The sequence below is a fragment of the Klebsiella aerogenes genome, from assembly GCA_029027985.1.
Lineage (GTDB): Bacteria > Pseudomonadota > Gammaproteobacteria > Enterobacterales > Enterobacteriaceae > Klebsiella > Klebsiella aerogenes_A.
Genome location: CP119076.1, coordinates 2,961,079 through 2,977,886, shown reverse-complemented (window position 1 = coordinate 2,977,886; position 16,808 = coordinate 2,961,079). Strand labels below are relative to the sequence as shown.

The window sequence follows — 16,808 nt, the reverse complement described above, 5'->3', positions numbered from 1 at the left end:
CACCGGGTTACTCACAGTTTTTTCACTAGCGTCTACAGATTGTTCTAATAACAAACAAAACGCTGATGAAGCATGCGATGAAAACCGGATACTGATAAATATAAGCATATAAAAATGAGTGGCGCTAATGCCCTCGGCTATTTAGAATCGCCGACCATGAAAACTGAGACCCCAACCGTAAAAATGGTTGCCATTTCCGCCGATGAAGCGGGGCAACGTATCGACAACTTTTTGCGTACGCAACTCAAAGGCGTACCAAAGAGCATGATTTACCGCATCCTGCGTAAAGGCGAGGTGCGGGTGAACAAAAAACGCGTCAAGCCGGAATACAAGCTGGAAGATGGCGATGAGGTCCGTATCCCGCCGGTGCGAGTTGCCGAGCGTGAAGAAGAGGCCGTTTCGCCGCACCTGCAAAAAGTGGCGGCGTTGACCGATGTGATCCTGTATGAAGACGATCATATTCTGGTGCTCAATAAACCTTCCGGCACGGCGGTACACGGCGGTAGCGGTCTGAGTTTCGGGGTGATTGAAGGCCTGCGCGCGTTGCGCCCTGAGGCCCGTTTCCTTGAGCTGGTCCACCGTCTCGACCGCGATACCTCCGGCGTTCTGCTGGTAGCGAAAAAACGCTCGGCGCTGCGTTCATTACACGAGCAACTGCGTGAGAAGGGGATGCAGAAGGATTATCTGGCGTTAGTTCGCGGTCAGTGGCAGTCTCATACGAAGGTGGTACAGGCGCCGCTGCTGAAAAATATTCTGCAGAGCGGCGAGCGTATTGTTCGCGTGAGTCAGGAAGGCAAACCATCGGAAACGCGCTTTAAAGTGGAAGAGCGTTATGCGTTCGCCACGCTGGTGCGTTGCAGCCCGGTCACGGGACGTACGCATCAGATTCGCGTACACACTCAGTATGCAGGCCACCCGATTGCTTTTGATGATCGCTATGGCGACCGTGAGTTCGACAAGCAGCTTTCAGGTACCGGGTTAAACCGCCTGTTCCTGCACGCCGCGGCGCTGAAGTTTACCCATCCTGGCACGGGTGAGGTGATGCGCATTGAGGCGCCATTGGATGACCAGCTGAAGCGCTGTTTACAGGTCTTACGCAACAGCAAATAAGCGCAACGGCGGATTCATCATCCGCCGTTTTCTTTGGCGCTTAACTTAATAGTGGGTTATAGCCTTCCCGGCGCAGCATTTGGCACAGCGCGATCAGCGGTAATCCGACCAGCGAGTTAGGGTCGCGGCCTTCCAGACGTTCAAACAGGGTAATGCCCAATCCCTCGCTTTTGAAACTCCCGGCGCACTGTAGTGGGTTTTCTTTACGGATATAGCCCTCGATTTCCCGATCGCTCAAATGGCGGAAATGGACGTCAAAGGGTTCGCATTCCGTTTGCAGTTGTCCATTGGCGGAATTGTACAGCGCCAGTCCAGTATAAAAAGTGACGATCGTGCCGCTGGCCTGGCGTAATTGGCGGTGGGCATTTTCTTCGGTATGCGGTTTACCGGTTATTTCGCCATCTAATACGCAAACCTGATCGGAGCCTATAATAAGGTGGTGCGGGTAGCGGGAAGCCAGCGCCTGTGCTTTGGCCTGCGCCAGGCGTACCACTAATTGACGGGCGGATTCACCGGGCAGAGGCGTTTCATCAACGTCCGGCGCCGCGCATTCAAAGGGGAGCGAAAGTTTTTCCAGCAGCATCCGCCGCCACGGTGAGGTTGAAGCCAGGAGAAGTTCAGACATATTTTTTCATCCACATATAGCGCTTCGCAGAGCATCATTTTAAACTATGCGCCGCAATGTGTGCGAATAAATGGCAAAAGGCAACCTGAGGCTGCCTTTTTCTTTGACTCTATGACATTACAAAGTTAATATGCGCGCCCTATGCAAAAGGTAAAATTACCCCTGACTCTCGATCCGGTTCGCACGGCTCAAAAACGCCTTGATTACGAGGGTATCTACGCCCGTGATCAGGTTGAACGTGTCGCCGATTCAGTCGTCAGCGTGGACAGCGATGTGGAATGCAGCATGTCGTTCGCTATTGATAACCAACGTCTCGCCGTTATTACCGGTGATGCGAAGGTATCGGTAACCCTCGAATGTCAGCGTTGCGGGAAACCGTTCCCTCATCATGTCCACACAACGTATTGTTTCAGCCCCGTCAGAAATGACGAACAGGCCGAAGCACTGCCGGAAGCGTATGAGCCGATTGAGGTTAACGAATTCGGTGAAATCGACCTGCAGGCGATGGTTGAGGATGAAATCATTCTCTCCTTGCCGGTAGTTCCGGTGCATGATTCTGAACACTGTGAAGTGTCCGACGCGGACATGGTCTTTGGCGAACTGCCTGAAGAGGCAAAAAAACCAAACCCATTTGCCGTATTAGCCAGCTTAAAGCATAAGTAATTGAGGAGTAAGGTCCATGGCCGTACAACAGAATAAACCAACCCGTTCCAAACGTGGCATGCGTCGTTCCCATGACGCTCTGACCGCAGTCACCAGCCTGTCTGTAGACAAAACTTCTGGTGAGAAACACCTGCGTCACCACATCACTGCCGACGGTTTCTACCGCGGCCGCAAGGTAATCGCTAAGTAATCACGCGAAAGCGTGATGAAGCTTAGTGAGGATTTCCCCGGGTAACTGGGGAATAACCGAACCGGGCAGCGACGATACCTTGACACGTCTAACCCTGGCGTTAGATGTCATGGGGGGCGATTTTGGCCCATCCGTGACAGTGCCTGCAGCACTGCAGGCACTGAACTCTAATTCGCAACTCACACTTCTTTTAGTCGGCGACCCCGACGCCATCACGCCATTACTTGCCAAAGCTGATTTCGAACAACGTTCGCGTCTGCAGATTATTCCTGCGCAGTCAGTTATTGCCAGTGATGCGCGGCCTGCGCAGGCTATCCGCAGTAGTCGCGGAACCTCGATGCGCGTGGCGCTGGAGCTAGTTAAAGAAGGGCGGGCTGAGGCCTGCGTCAGTGCGGGCAATACCGGCGCGCTGATGGGACTGGCGAAGTTACTGCTCAAACCCATCGAAGGGATTGAGCGTCCGGCGCTGGTGACGGTACTACCGCATCAGCAAAAGGGCAAAACGGTCGTGTTGGATTTAGGCGCTAACGTCGACTGCGACAGCACCATGCTGGTGCAGTTCGCCGTCATGGGCGCGGTGCTGGCGGAAGAGGTCGTGGGGATCGCAAATCCTCGCGTCGCGTTGCTGAACATTGGCGAAGAAGAGATAAAAGGTCTCAATAGTATTCGCGATGCGTCGGCAATTCTCAAAAAACTGCCGTCCTTCAACTATATTGGTTACCTTGAAGCTAACGAACTGTTGACGGGCAAAACGGATGTTCTGGTTTGTGATGGATTCACGGGCAACGTCACATTAAAGACGATGGAAGGTGTTGTCAGAATGTTCCTTTCGCTGCTGAAATCACAGGGAGAGGGAAAAAAACGGTCGTGGTGGCTGATTTTATTAAAGCGTTGGTTACAAAAAAGCCTGAGCAGGCGATTCAGTCACCTCAACCCCGACCAGTATAATGGCGCCTGTCTGTTAGGATTGCGCGGTTCTGTGATTAAAAGTCATGGCGCTGCCAACCAACGCGCATTTTGCGTCGCAATAGAACAGGCAGTGCAGGCGGTGCAGCGGCAGGTTCCACAACGAATCGCCGCTCGCCTGGAATCGTTATATCCAGCAGGTTTTGAACTGCCAGGAAGCAGCAGCGGTAACGGGAATGCCCGACAGCACACCGGGACCAACGGATACGACTGACGCCCTGCGGTTTGAACCACGCGGGTATATTACCCAAGAGTGACTGAGCGTACATGTATACAAAGATTATTGGCACCGGCAGCTATCTGCCTGAGCAAGTGCGTACTAACGCCGACCTGGAAAAAATGGTTGATACGACTGACGAGTGGATTGTGACTCGTACAGGTATTCGCGAACGCCGTATTGCCGCAGCGAACGAAACAGTTGCTACGATGGGCTTCGAGGCCGCAAAGAAAGCGCTGGAAATGGCGAATGTTAACCCGGAGCAAATTGGTCTGATCGTTGTTGCGACCACCTCTGGTACACACGCTTTCCCAAGCTCTGCGTGCCAGATTCAATCGATGCTGGGCGTGAAAGGCTGCCCGGCGTTTGACGTCGCTGCCGCCTGCGCGGGCTTCACCTATGCGTTGAGCATCGCCGATCAGTACGTGAAGAATGGTTCCGTGGATTACGCGTTAGTGATCGGCGCCGATGTGCTGGCGCGTACCTGCGATCCCACCGATCGCGGTACGATCATTATCTTTGGCGATGGTGCGGGCGCGGTAGTGCTTGGCGCTTCCGAAGAGCCAGGAATTATCTCCACGCATCTGCACGCTGACGGGCGTTACGGCGAACTGTTAACCTTGCCGAACGCCGATCGCGTCGAGCCGGAAAACCCGATCTATCTGACGATGGCCGGGAACGAAGTCTTTAAAGTCGCGGTTACTGAACTGGCGCATATCGTCGATGAGACGCTGGCGGCTAACCACCTTGAGCGCTCGGCGCTGGACTGGCTGGTGCCGCACCAGGCGAACCTGCGGATCATCAGCGCAACGGCGAAAAAGCTGGGAATGTCGATGGATAATGTGGTGGTCACGCTCGATCGCCATGGCAATACTTCCGCCGCCTCCGTTCCTTGCGCGCTTGATGAAGCGGTGCGCGATGGCCGCATTCAACGCGGTCAGTTGATTCTGCTGGAAGCCTTTGGTGGTGGTTTCACCTGGGGTTCCGCGCTGGTTCGTTTTTAGTAGAAGGATGTAAACATGACGCAATTTGCTTTTGTGTTCCCGGGACAGGGCTCTCAGGCTGTCGGGATGCTGGCGGATATGGCTGCGACCTGGCCGATTATCGAAGAGACTTTCGGTGAAGCTTCCGCAGCGTTGGGTTACGATCTGTGGGCGCTTGCCCAACAGGGCCCGGCAGAAGAATTGAACAAAACCTGGCAAACGCAGCCGGCGCTGTTGACCGCCTCTGTGGCGCTGTATCGCGTGTGGCAGCAGCAGGGCGGAAAAGCGCCAGCGCTGTTAGCCGGCCATAGCCTCGGCGAATACTCTGCGCTGGTTTGTGCGGGCGTTATCGATTTCGCTGACGCCGTTCGCCTGGTTGAATTGCGTGGCAAATTCATGCAGGAAGCCGTACCGGAAGGCACCGGCGCCATGTCCGCCATCATTGGCCTGGACGACGCGGCAATCGCTAAAGCTTGTGAAGCGTCTGCCGAAGGGCAGGTGGTTTCGCCAGTGAATTACAACTCGCCGGGCCAGGTGGTGATCGCGGGTCATAAAGAAGCCGTTGAACGCGCAGGCGCCGCCTGTAAAGCCGCTGGCGCCAAACGTGCGCTGCCGTTGCCGGTCAGCGTGCCGTCTCACTGCGCGCTGATGAAGCCTGCGGCAGAGAAACTGGCGATTGAACTGCAGAAAATTACCTTTAACGCGCCGACCGTTCCGGTTGTGAACAACGTCGACGTGAAGTGTGAAACCGCGCCGGATGCTATCCGCGATGCGCTGATTCGCCAGCTGTACAGCCCGGTTCAGTGGACCAAGACCGTTGAATTTATGGCATCTCAGGGCGTAGAGCACCTGTATGAAATGGGGCCGGGTAAAGTCCTCACCGGCCTGACCAAACGTATTGTTGACACCCTGACTGCTTCTGCGCTCAATGAGCCGGCGGCGATGTCTGCGGCGCTTGAGCAATAAAAGAGGAATACCATGAGTTTTGAAGGAAAAATCGCGCTGGTCACCGGTGCAAGCCGCGGTATCGGCCGCGCAATCGCTGAAACCCTCGCCGCACGCGGCGCGAAAGTTATCGGTACTGCCACCAGCGAAAGCGGTGCGCAGGCGATCAGCGATTATTTAGGCGCCAACGGTAAAGGTCTGATGCTGAATGTGACCGACCCGGCATCTATCGAATCTGTTCTGGAAAATGTTCGCGCAGAATTTGGCGAAGTTGATATCCTGGTCAATAATGCCGGGATTACTCGTGATAATCTGTTAATGCGAATGAAAGATGATGAGTGGAACGATATTATCGAAACCAACCTGTCATCTGTATTCCGTCTGTCAAAAGCGGTAATGCGCGCTATGATGAAAAAGCGTCATGGTCGTATTATCACTATCGGTTCTGTGGTTGGTACCATGGGAAATGCTGGTCAGGCTAACTACGCTGCGGCGAAAGCGGGTCTGATTGGTTTCAGTAAGTCACTGGCACGTGAAGTTGCGTCTCGCGGTATTACTGTAAACGTTGTTGCTCCGGGCTTTATTGAAACGGACATGACGCGTGCGCTGACCGATGAGCAGCGTGCGGGTACGCTGGCGGCAGTTCCTGCGGGGCGCCTTGGCTCCCCAAATGAAATCGCCAGCGCGGTTGCATTCTTAGCCTCTGACGAAGCGGGTTACATCACTGGTGAAACCCTGCACGTCAACGGCGGGATGTATATGGTCTGACCGAGATTTGCACAAAACGTTCAGGAACCGCGCAGTCTGCACGGTCCCGGGTATAGTTTTGTGCGAAATGATTTGCGTTATGGGGGCAAACAGCCGCAAAATAGCGTAAAATCGTGGTAAGACCTGCCGGGATTTAGTTGCAAATTTTTCAACATTTTATACACTACGAAAACCATCGCGAAAGCGAGTTTTGATAGGAAATTTAAGAGTATGAGCACTATCGAAGAACGCGTTAAGAAAATTATCGGCGAGCAGCTGGGCGTTAAGCAGGAAGAAGTTACCAACAATGCTTCCTTCGTTGAAGACCTGGGCGCTGATTCTCTTGACACCGTTGAGCTGGTAATGGCTCTGGAAGAAGAGTTTGATACTGAGATTCCGGACGAAGAAGCTGAGAAAATCACCACCGTTCAGGCTGCCATTGATTACATCAACGGTCACCAGGCGTAAGTGAACATCTCCAGGCGGTCATTCGACCGCCTGAGTTTTATCTTTTTTTGTCCCACAAGAATCTATTTTTCCCTCCCTGGAGGACAAACGTGTCTAAGCGTCGTGTAGTTGTGACCGGACTGGGCATGTTGTCTCCTGTCGGCAATACCGTAGAGTCTACCTGGAAAGCTCTCCTTGCCGGTCAGAGTGGCATCAGCCTGATCGACCATTTCGATACTAGCGCCTATGCAACGAAATTTGCTGGCTTAGTAAAGGATTTTAACTGTGATGATATCATCTCGCGCAAAGAGCAGCGCAAGATGGATGCCTTCATTCAATATGGAATTGTCGCTGGCGTTCAGGCCATGCAGGATTCTGGCCTTGAAGTGACGGAAGAGAACGCAACCCGCATCGGCGCCGCTATCGGTTCTGGTATTGGTGGCCTCGGCTTGATCGAAGAAAACCACAGTTCGCTGGTAAACGGCGGACCGCGTAAGATCAGCCCGTTCTTCGTACCGTCCACAATTGTTAACATGGTGGCCGGGCATCTGACCATCATGTTTGGTCTGCGTGGACCGAGTATCTCCATCGCGACCGCTTGTACTTCAGGCGTACACAACATCGGCCATGCGGCACGTATCATCGCTTATGGCGATGCTGACGCAATGGTTGCCGGTGGTGCTGAGAAGGCGAGTACCCCACTGGGCGTAGGCGGCTTTGGCGCTGCGCGCGCATTGTCTACCCGCAACGACAACCCGCAGGCGGCGAGCCGTCCGTGGGATAAAGAGCGCGACGGTTTCGTGCTGGGCGACGGCGCAGGTATGGTCGTGCTGGAAGAGTACGAGCATGCGAAAAAACGCGGCGCGAAAATCTATGCAGAGATCGTCGGTTTTGGGATGAGCAGTGATGCCTACCATATGACGTCTCCGCCGGAAAATGGCGCAGGCGCGGCGCTGGCGATGGTTAACGCCATTCGCGATGCGGCGATTGAACCGGGCCAGATTGGCTACGTCAATGCCCACGGTACCTCTACGCCAGCAGGCGATAAAGCGGAAACCCAGGCGGTGAAATCCGTGTTCGGCGATGCGGCAAGCCGTATCATGGTAAGTTCTACCAAATCAATGACCGGACACCTGTTAGGCGCGGCTGGTGCGGTAGAGTCTATCTACTCCATCCTGGCCCTGCGCGATCAGGCCGTTCCGCCGACCATCAACCTGGATAACCCGGATGAAGGTTGCGACCTCGACTTCGTTCCGCACGAAGCGCGTCAGGTTTCCGGTATGGAGTATACCCTGTGTAACTCCTTCGGTTTTGGCGGTACTAACGGATCGCTCATCTTCAAAAAAGTATGATATTCGGCTAATACCGGTTGATGCTTTGACGAAAAGACCCGCTTGTCGGGTCTTTTTTATTCGGTTTTCTCCGCTTGTTCTCTGCTTTTTGTCCTGCGACACTGTTTCGTCAGTGAAAAGGAGCCTTCTATGTTCTTGATAAATGGTGTTGAGCAGGATGTGCTGGCGGCAAATGACCGCGCGACTCAATTTGGCGACGGTTGTTTTACCACCGCGCGCGTGATTAACGGCCAGGTATGCTTCCTTGATGCCCATTTGACGCGCCTGCAAACCACCTGCGAAAAGCTCTTTATTCCATATATGGAATGGCAAGCGCTGAGTCAGGAGATGCAAAGCCTGGCAATGCCGCACCGTGAAGCGGTCATTAAAGTGATTATTTCTCGTGGCGTCGGGGGAAGAGGGTACAGCGCTTCCGGCTGCGCGCAACCTACCCGAATGGTGAGCGTTTCGTCATTTCCTGCGCACTATGCCCGCTGGCGAGCCGAGGGGATAACGCTTGCGCTTAGTCCAATCCGTCTGGGACGCAATCCCTCCCTGGCCGGTCTCAAACACCTCAACCGTCTGGAACAGATATTGATTCGTTCTCATCTTGAGCAGACGAACGCCGATGAGGCGCTGGTTCTTGACAGCGATGGGTGGCTTACGGAATGCTGTGCCGCGAATTTATTCTGGCGCAAAGGAAAGCATGTCTTCACGCCGCGCCTCGATCAAGCTGGCGTCAATGGCATTATGCGCCAGCGCTGTATGGCCATGTTGGCACGTTCGCCTTTTCATGTTGTCGAAGTATCCATGCGCCCTGATGCGCTGCGCGATGCTGATGAAGTGCTGATTTGCAATGCGCTTATGCCGCTGGTACCGGTTCGCCGTTGGGATGATGTCTGTTGGTCCGAACGCGATCTTTACCATTTTTTAGCCCCATTGTGTGAGCTGCCTGGTTAGTCATGAAGAAAATGTTACGTTTTGTCCTGCTGGTAGTGGTGGTGTTAGGTATTGCCGCCGCAGCAGGCATGTGGAAGGTCCGTCAACTGGCGGATAGCAAACTGCTTATTAAAGAAGAGACCATCTTCACCCTTGAGCCGGGTACCGGGCGAATGGCGCTCGGCCAGCAACTTTATGGCGATAAAGTGATTAATCGCCCGCGCGTTTTCCAGTGGCTGCTGCGCGTTGAACCTGAATTATCCCATTTCAAAGCCGGCACCTATCGCTTTACCCCGCAGATGACGGTGCGCGAAATGCTGCAGTTGTTGGCGAGCGGTAAAGAAGCGCAGTTCCCATTACGTTTTGTCGAAGGCATGCGCGTTAGCGATTACCTGCGCCAGTTGCGCGATGCGCCATACGTTAAGCACACCCTCGATGATGACAGCTACGAAGCGCTGGCAAAAGCATTAGGGCTCGAACATGCCGATTGGGTTGAAGGGTGGTTCTGGCCAGACACCTGGATGTACACCGCTAACACCAGCGATGTTGCGATCCTTAAACGCGCGCACCAGAAAATGGTCGCCGCGGTGGCTAAAGCCTGGGAAGGGCGTGCGGATAATCTACCGTATAAAGATCAGAATCAGCTGCTGACGATGGCCTCGATTGTCGAGAAAGAGACCGCAGTTCCTGCCGAACGCGATCGCGTGGCCTCGGTGTTCATTAACCGGCTGCGTATTGGCATGCGTCTGCAAACCGACCCTACCGTGATTTACGGTATGGGAGAGCGCTATAATGGTAAACTGTCGCGTAAAGATCTGGAAACGCCGACCGCTTATAACACCTATGTCATCAGCGGTATGCCGCCGGGACCTATCGCCATACCCGGCGAGGCGTCTCTCAATGCGGCAGCCCATCCGGCTAAGACGCCGTACCTCTATTTTGTTGCTGACGGTAAAGGCGGCCATACGTTCAATACCAATCTGGCCAGCCATAACCGTTCAGTTCAGGACTATTTAAAAGTACTTAAGGAAAAAAATGCGCAGTAACTATATCGTCATCGAAGGCCTGGAAGGGGCAGGGAAAACGACCGCGCGTAATCTGGTCGTTGAGACTCTGGAACAGCTGGGTATCAGCGATATGGTGTTTACCCGCGAGCCGGGCGGCACCATCCTGGCCGAAAAACTGCGCAGTCTGGTGTTGGATATCCAGTCCACCGGCGATGAAGTGATTAATGATAAAGCGGAAGTGTTGATGTTTTACGCCGCTCGCGTTCAACTGGTGGAGACGGTTATCAAACCGGCGCTGGCCCGCGGGCAGTGGGTCATCGGCGATCGCCATGATCTGTCGACTCAGGCCTACCAGGGGGGCGGTCGCGGTATCGATCAGGGGATGCTGGCGACGCTGCGTGATGCGGTACTCGGCGATTTTCGTCCCAATTTAACCCTCTATCTTGATGTAACGCCGGAAGTCGGCCTCAAGCGCGCCCGCGCCCGTGGCGATCTGGATCGCATTGAGCAGGAGTCGATGAACTTCTTTAATCGTACCCGCGCGCGCTATCTTGAGCTGGCGGCGCAGGATCCGACAATCCGTACCGTTGACGCGACACAGCCGTTGGATGCGGTTGAACGCGATATCCGCACGGTCATCACGCAATGGGTTGCGGAGCAGCGCGCATGAAATGGTATCCGTGGTTACGCCCGTCATTCGAACAGCTAGTTGCCGGGTATCAGGCCGGACGGGGTCACCATGCGTTATTATTGCAGGCACTGCCGGGAATGGGCGGCGATGCGCTGATCTACGCATTGTGCCGATTCCTGATGTGTCGTCAGCCGGAAGGGCACAAAAGCTGCGGTCATTGCCACAGCTGTCAACTGATGCAGGCCGGCACCCATCCGGATTACTACACGCTCGCTCCGGAGAAGGGTAAGAGCGCGTTAGGTATCGATGCGGTGCGCACTATTACCGAAAAGCTTTATGAGCGCGCGCGTCTTGGCGGCGCAAAAGTGGTGTGGATAAACGATGCCCCGCTGTTAACGGATGCTGCCGCCAACGCCTTACTGAAGACGTTGGAAGAGCCGCCGGAAAATACCTGGTTCTTCCTTGCCTGCCAGGAGCCTGCGCGTTTACTGGCGACATTACGTAGCCGTTGCCGTTCTTATCACCTTGCTCCGCCTTCCGAAGCGTATGCTTTAGCGTGGTTAGAGCGAGAAGTGACAATGTCACAAGATGCCTTGCTGGCGGCGCTACGCCTCAGCGCCAACGCGCCGGCAGCTGCGCTGGCGCTGCTACAAGAAGCCAACTGGGCGCCGCGACAACAGCTGTGCCAGGCGCTAGCCGACACCTTAACGAGTGGCGACTGGCTGTCATTGTTATCGATCCTGAACCACGAACAGTCACCAGTTCGCCTGCATTGGCTGGCATCGCTGCTGCTGGACGCGCAAAAACGCCAACAGGGGATCGCGCTGGTCAGCAACCCGGATGCCTGGTCGCTGGTAAACCAGCTGGCGCAGATGCTGCCGGGGCCGCGTCTTGAGGCCATCACTCGCGACGTTAGCGCCTGTCGCGAACAACTGCTGAACGTGGTCGGCGTTAACCGCGAACTCTTGCTGACCGAGCGCCTTCTGCGCTGGGAGCATTACCTGCAACCCGGGGCGGTTCTGCCCGTCTCGCATCTCTGAGAATAAAAAAATGTTTTTAGTCGACTCCCATTGCCATCTTGATGGCCTGGATTATCAAACGCTGCACAAAGATGTTGATGATGTGCTGGCGAAAGCCGCCGCGCGTGACGTGAAGTTTTGTCTGGCGGTCGCCACGACGCTGCCAGGATATCGCGGTATGCGTGAGCTAATCGGCCAGCGCAATAACGTCGTGTTCTCCTGCGGTGTGCATCCGCTCAACCAGGATGAAGCGTATGACTTTGAAGAGCTTCGCACGCTGGCGGCGGAAGAGGGCGTGGTCGCGATGGGAGAGACCGGGCTTGACTATTTCTATACCCCGGAAATCAAGCCTCGTCAGCAGGAGTCCTTCCGTCAACACATTCGGATTGGCCGCGAATTAAATAAGCCGGTCATTGTGCATACCCGCGACGCGCGCGCCGATACGCTGGCGATTTTACAGGAAGAAAAAGTGACGGATTGCGGTGGCGTACTACACTGTTTCACTGAGGATAGGGAGACAGCGGGTAAATTGTTGGACATGGGGTTCTATATCTCGTTTTCCGGCATCGTTACGTTCCGCAACGCCGAACAGCTGCGCGATGCCGCGCGCTATGTTCCACTCGACCGCCTGCTGGTGGAAACCGATTCGCCGTACCTGGCGCCGGTGCCGCACCGCGGCAAAGAGAACCAACCGGCGATGGTGCGTGATGTTGCCGAATATATGGCGGTGTTGAAGGGCGTCTCGCTGGAACAGCTGGCGCAACAAACCACCGACAACTTTGCCACCCTGTTCCATATTGACCCCGCCAGACTGCAACCTGCCTGATCTCTCTATTATTTTAAGGCTCGTAATTAATAGCCAAAACGAGTAAAGTTCACCGCCGCGTTAGGGGCAGTGATGGCTCTTTTGCAACATATAGATACACTTTATGTAAATCAGTGTAAGTTTTTACGTGTTGGCTGAATGAAACGTGATAACCGTCAAACAATCTCCACGTTAATTATTTTACTCTGTGTAATAAATAAAGGGCGCTTAGATGTCCTGTCCACGGCACGGTTCTCCCCCCGGGCCAATGCGTGAAAGCGTAAAAAAAGTACCAAATACTCAGGAGCACTCTCAATTATGTTTAAGAATGCATTTGCTAACCTGCAGAAGGTCGGTAAATCGCTGATGCTGCCGGTATCCGTACTGCCTATCGCAGGTATCCTGCTGGGCGTCGGTTCTGCCAACTTCAGTTGGCTGCCAGCCGTGGTTTCCCACGTCATGGCAGAAGCAGGCGGTTCAGTATTCGCCAATATGCCGCTGATCTTCGCTATCGGTGTCGCGCTCGGCTTCACCAATAACGACGGTGTATCCGCGCTGGCTGCGGTTGTCGCTTACGGCATCATGGTGAAAACCATGGCGGTAGTCGCGCCGCTGGTTCTGCATTTACCTGCTGAGGAAATCGCCGCGAAACACCTGGCCGATACCGGCGTACTTGGCGGGATTATCTCCGGTGCTATTGCAGCCTACATGTTTAACCGCTTCTATCGCATCAAGCTGCCTGAATATCTGGGCTTCTTCGCGGGCAAGCGTTTTGTGCCGATTATCTCGGGTCTCGCCGCTATTTTCACCGGCGTGATTCTGTCCTTCATCTGGCCGCCAATCGGTTCTGCCATCCAGACTTTCTCTCAGTGGGCTGCTTACCAGAACCCGGTTGTCGCGTTTGGTATCTACGGTTTCATCGAGCGCTGCCTGGTGCCGTTCGGTCTGCACCACATCTGGAACGTACCTTTCCAGATGCAGATTGGGGAATACACCAACGCTGCCGGTCAGGTGTTCCACGGCGACATCCCGCGTTACATGGCGGGCGACCCGACTGCGGGCAAACTGTCCGGTGGCTTTCTGTTCAAAATGTACGGCCTGCCGGCTGCCGCGATCGCGATTTGGCACTCTGCTAAACCGGAGAACCGCGCGAAAGTGGGCGGTATCATGATCTCTGCTGCGTTGACCTCGTTCCTGACCGGTATTACCGAGCCGATCGAGTTCTCCTTCATGTTCGTGGCGCCGATCCTGTATATCATTCACGCGATTCTGGCCGGTCTGGCGTTCCCGATCTGTATCCTGCTGGGTATGCGTGACGGCACATCGTTCTCTCACGGTCTGATCGACTTTATCGTTCTGTCTGGCAACAGCAGCAAACTGTGGCTGTTCCCGATTGTCGGTATTTGCTACGCGATCGTGTACTACGTTGTCTTCCGCGTGCTGATTAAAGCACTGAACCTGAAAACACCAGGTCGTGAAGATGCGACTGAAGACAGCAAAGTCGGTGCGACCAGCGAAATGGCCCCGGCTCTGATTGCGGCCTTCGGCGGCAAAGAGAACATCACTAACCTCGACGCATGTATTACTCGTCTGCGCGTCAGCGTGGCTGACGTGGCGAAAGTTGATCAGCCTGGCCTGAAAAAACTGGGTGCCGCTGGCGTAGTTGTTGCAGGTTCCGGCGTTCAGGCTATTTTCGGCACCAAGTCCGATAACCTGAAAACCGAAATGGATGAATACATCCGTAACAACTAAGACGTAGTACGGGGAGACTAAGGCAGCCGAATGGCTGCCTTTTTTATTACTAAGGATTAAAAGTCATAATTGGCAGAGAGCGAGAAGTTTAGCGGCGCGCCGTAAACCAGGTAGGAGCCGACATAATCATAATATTCTTTATTGAACAGGTTATTGACGTTCGCCTGTAATGAAAAGTTTTTACTGACCTGATAGCGGCTAAACAGGCTGACCAGGCCGTAGCTTCCCTGAGCAATGTAGTCTCGGCCATTCGGACCGCCGCTCACGCCGTTCCAAATCTTGCTTTGCCAGTTGACGCCACCGCCAATGGCCAGTTCCGGTAGCATCGGGAGTTGGTAACGAGTAAACAATTTCATCGTGGTTCGTGGTTGATCGGAGCTCACCGTCTCACCGTCTTTATCTTCTGCAACATAACGTGTGGCGCCAAAGGTCAACTGCCAGTTATCCGTCAGCGCGCCATTTAGCTCGAACTCAACGCCTTTACTCACTACGCCATCCTTCGATTCATAAATCGACTCACCGCTGGGGAGATAGGTGTAGGTGTTATTAGCGACATTATCCTGTTCAATACGAAAGATGGCTAAAGAGGTGGTCAGTCGGGTATCGAACCAATCGGCTTTAATACCCGCTTCATAGCTTTTACCGGTGGTGGGATCGAGATAGCGGCCGCTGGCGTCGCGTTTGTCCTGCGGCTGGAAAATTGAGGTATAGCTTGCATAGGCGGACCAGGTTTCGTCTATATCGTACACCAGGCCGGCGTAAGGTGTGATGTCATCCTTCGTACTTTCCAGGCGGGTCTGCGGCGCGCCGGCTGGGTTGTATTTTATGTTATAGCGGGTATAACGTGCACCGAGTATGAGATGCAGCGGATCGGCTAATGAAATTCGCGTGGAGGCATAGGCCGAAGACTGACGAATATCGTCTTTGCTGTATAGCTTCCAGTCGGTCCACTGCGGATCGGGGATGTTGCTGTTCCAGTTATTGAAACTGCCAATCTCTACGACGCCGGCGGAAGGTAGTGAGTTGTCATAGTGGTTTTTCTGACGACTTAAGCTGCCGCCGAACATCACCTGGTGCTGACGGCCAAATAAATCATATCCGCCGCGCAGGAAGGCATCTATAGCATCCTGCTTGCGTTCGCCACGGTTCCAGCCGCCATAACCGACCATACCTTCCCCGGTCTCTTTATCCGGATAGCCGTACATGTACATCATTTTGGTGTCAAAATGGGTCTCGGTATGCATACCGTTGAGATGGGCCTCCCAGCCGTTGTCGAAACGCTGGGTAAAATTGGCAAAAACTTTTTTACTGTCTTTATCGGAATATGCCCAATTCGGGGCCACGGTGTCGCTGCGGTTGAAGTGGGTTTTACTTCCGTTGCTATACCACGTTGGCAACCCTCCCCAGGTCGGATCTTCCGTGTTGCTCTCCTGGTATTCATAGCCTAACGACAGAGTTGTGCTATCGGTTAGATCGGCATCAACAACGCTATAAAGAAACTTTTTACGATAGTGATAATGATCGACCCAAGAGTCATTATCCTGATAGCCGGCAATCACACGGCCGCGCAGTTTCCCTGAATCGATAAGCGGCGCCTGGAGATCGAGAACGTAGCGCTGTTTGTCCCAACTTCCATAGCTGGCCGACGCGTTCCCCTTAAATTCACGGCTATCGGCATGCTTACGTACCATGTTGACGTAAGCTGAAGGATTTCCCGAGCCGCTCATAAGGCCCGTCGCGCCGCGGACAACCTCTATTCGATCATAGATTGCAGTATCGGTGGCGGTATCACCGAAGTTCCATACTTCGCTAATCGAAGTGGGGAGGTCGTCATAGGCATAGTTACTGACGAAGAAGCCACGGGAGTAAAAAACGGTACGATCGCTATCCTGGACCTGTGCGGAAACACCCGTTGTATTGCTCAGCACCTGGCCAATACTTTCCAGCTTCTGATCCTGCATACGCTGTTGGCTGATAACGCTAACGGATTGCGGGATGTCTCGCGGGACAAGCAGTAACTTGGTACCCGTTGTCGTGGTTTTTACACTGTAGTCCTGTTGCGAACTATCTGCTTCAGGCTGGCTGGAACCCTCAACGATCAATGTATCTTCGGCAGCCCGGCTAAGAGAGGGAGAAAGCGCCAGGGTAATGCTGACGGCGAGCAGGGACGGTCGGACGTCCACGCGTCGCGGGTGAAAAATGAGAGACATCATAAACCCTTAATTGAACGATATTATTATGTGCTGCCGTTCTGACTCGACGGCGGTCTGAGAGCGAGTAAACGCCTATATGTGAATGCAAATGAGAAATATACGCATTAATATTTGAATGTAAATAAAAGTAAGTTGCTGAAATGGCTTTTAGGACTAAAAATAAATGTCGAACCTGATGGCTATGTCAGCAGCTAAGTACATAGTTGAATAAGAAAAAG

The 16,808-nt window shown here is 53.9% G+C and carries 17 protein-coding genes; 15 read left to right on the top strand and 2 right to left on the bottom strand.

Annotated elements, in window-relative coordinates; all coding sequences use genetic code 11:
- The first annotated feature begins 156 nt into the window (after window positions 1-156).
- The gene (rluC, locus tag PYR66_14285; GenBank protein WEF30455.1) at window positions 157-1,110 is read left to right on the top strand and encodes a 23S rRNA pseudouridine(955/2504/2580) synthase RluC; all 954 of its coding nucleotides are present in this window, start codon (window positions 157-159) and stop codon (window positions 1,108-1,110) included.
- Between the two features lie 40 nt (window positions 1,111-1,150).
- On the opposite strand, the gene PYR66_14280 is transcribed toward rluC, so the two are convergent.
- Window positions 1,151-1,735, bottom strand: a complete 585-nt coding sequence (locus PYR66_14280; GenBank protein WEF26498.1) for a Maf family protein — start codon at window positions 1,733-1,735, stop codon at window positions 1,151-1,153.
- Window positions 1,736-1,876: 141 nt separating this feature from the next.
- Between PYR66_14280 and yceD the strand changes: the two genes are divergently transcribed.
- The 14 genes from yceD to ptsG all read left to right on the top strand — a co-directional run bounded on the left by yceD (window position 1,877) and on the right by ptsG (window position 14,377).
- Entirely contained in the window at window positions 1,877-2,398 is a 522-nt protein-coding gene (yceD, locus tag PYR66_14275; protein ID WEF26497.1) for a 23S rRNA accumulation protein YceD, read from the top strand.
- A 16-nt stretch (window positions 2,399-2,414) separates the two neighbouring features.
- The gene (gene rpmF, locus PYR66_14270; GenBank protein WEF26496.1) at window positions 2,415-2,588 is read left to right on the top strand and encodes a 50S ribosomal protein L32; all 174 of its coding nucleotides are present in this window, start codon (window positions 2,415-2,417) and stop codon (window positions 2,586-2,588) included.
- A 79-nt stretch (window positions 2,589-2,667) separates the two neighbouring features.
- Window positions 2,668-3,768 carry a phosphate acyltransferase PlsX gene (plsX, locus tag PYR66_14265; GenBank protein ID WEF30454.1) on the top strand — a complete coding sequence of 367 codons (1,101 nt, stop codon included), beginning with the start codon at window positions 2,668-2,670 and terminating at the stop codon, window positions 3,766-3,768.
- A 53-nt stretch (window positions 3,769-3,821) separates the two neighbouring features.
- The gene (locus tag PYR66_14260) at window positions 3,822-4,775 is read left to right on the top strand and encodes a ketoacyl-ACP synthase III (GenBank protein WEF26495.1); all 954 of its coding nucleotides are present in this window, start codon (window positions 3,822-3,824) and stop codon (window positions 4,773-4,775) included.
- A gap of 15 nt (window positions 4,776-4,790) precedes the next feature.
- A complete protein-coding gene (gene fabD / locus PYR66_14255; protein WEF26494.1) occupies window positions 4,791-5,720 on the top strand; it encodes an ACP S-malonyltransferase in 930 nt (309 codons plus the stop codon).
- A 12-nt stretch (window positions 5,721-5,732) separates the two neighbouring features.
- The gene (gene fabG, locus PYR66_14250; protein WEF26493.1) at window positions 5,733-6,467 is read left to right on the top strand and encodes a 3-oxoacyl-ACP reductase FabG; all 735 of its coding nucleotides are present in this window, start codon (window positions 5,733-5,735) and stop codon (window positions 6,465-6,467) included.
- A 210-nt stretch (window positions 6,468-6,677) separates the two neighbouring features.
- Window positions 6,678-6,914 (top strand): acyl carrier protein, encoded by a 237-nt coding sequence (gene acpP, locus PYR66_14245; protein ID WEF26492.1) that lies wholly within the window; start codon window positions 6,678-6,680, stop codon window positions 6,912-6,914.
- 89 nt (window positions 6,915-7,003) lie between these two features.
- Window positions 7,004-8,245 carry a beta-ketoacyl-ACP synthase II gene (gene fabF, locus PYR66_14240; protein ID WEF26491.1) on the top strand — a complete coding sequence of 414 codons (1,242 nt, stop codon included), beginning with the start codon at window positions 7,004-7,006 and terminating at the stop codon, window positions 8,243-8,245.
- 129 nt (window positions 8,246-8,374) lie between these two features.
- Window positions 8,375-9,184, top strand: a complete 810-nt coding sequence (gene pabC / locus PYR66_14235; protein ID WEF26490.1) for an aminodeoxychorismate lyase — start codon at window positions 8,375-8,377, stop codon at window positions 9,182-9,184.
- Between the two features lie 2 nt (window positions 9,185-9,186).
- Window positions 9,187-10,209 carry a cell division protein YceG gene (gene yceG, locus PYR66_14230; protein ID WEF26489.1) on the top strand — a complete coding sequence of 341 codons (1,023 nt, stop codon included), beginning with the start codon at window positions 9,187-9,189 and terminating at the stop codon, window positions 10,207-10,209.
- Complete coding sequence (tmk, locus tag PYR66_14225) at window positions 10,199-10,840, top strand: dTMP kinase (GenBank protein WEF26488.1); 642 nt, start codon at window positions 10,199-10,201, stop codon at window positions 10,838-10,840. The genes yceG and tmk overlap by 11 nt, the downstream gene beginning before the upstream one ends.
- A complete protein-coding gene (gene holB, locus PYR66_14220) occupies window positions 10,837-11,841 on the top strand; it encodes a DNA polymerase III subunit delta' (protein ID WEF26487.1) in 1,005 nt (334 codons plus the stop codon). Before tmk ends, holB begins: the two co-directional genes overlap by 4 nt.
- A 10-nt stretch (window positions 11,842-11,851) precedes the next feature.
- Entirely contained in the window at window positions 11,852-12,646 is a 795-nt protein-coding gene (locus tag PYR66_14215) for a metal-dependent hydrolase (GenBank protein WEF26486.1), read from the top strand.
- Between the two features lie 297 nt (window positions 12,647-12,943).
- The gene (gene ptsG / locus PYR66_14210) at window positions 12,944-14,377 is read left to right on the top strand and encodes a PTS glucose transporter subunit IIBC (protein ID WEF26485.1); all 1,434 of its coding nucleotides are present in this window, start codon (window positions 12,944-12,946) and stop codon (window positions 14,375-14,377) included.
- Between the two features lie 56 nt (window positions 14,378-14,433).
- On the opposite strand, the gene fhuE is transcribed toward ptsG, so the two are convergent.
- Window positions 14,434-16,590: a ferric-rhodotorulic acid/ferric-coprogen receptor FhuE gene (gene fhuE, locus PYR66_14205; GenBank protein WEF26484.1), complete on the bottom strand. Its 2,157-nt coding sequence runs from the start codon at window positions 16,588-16,590 to the stop codon at window positions 14,434-14,436.
- Between the last annotated feature and the right edge of the window lie 218 nt (window positions 16,591-16,808).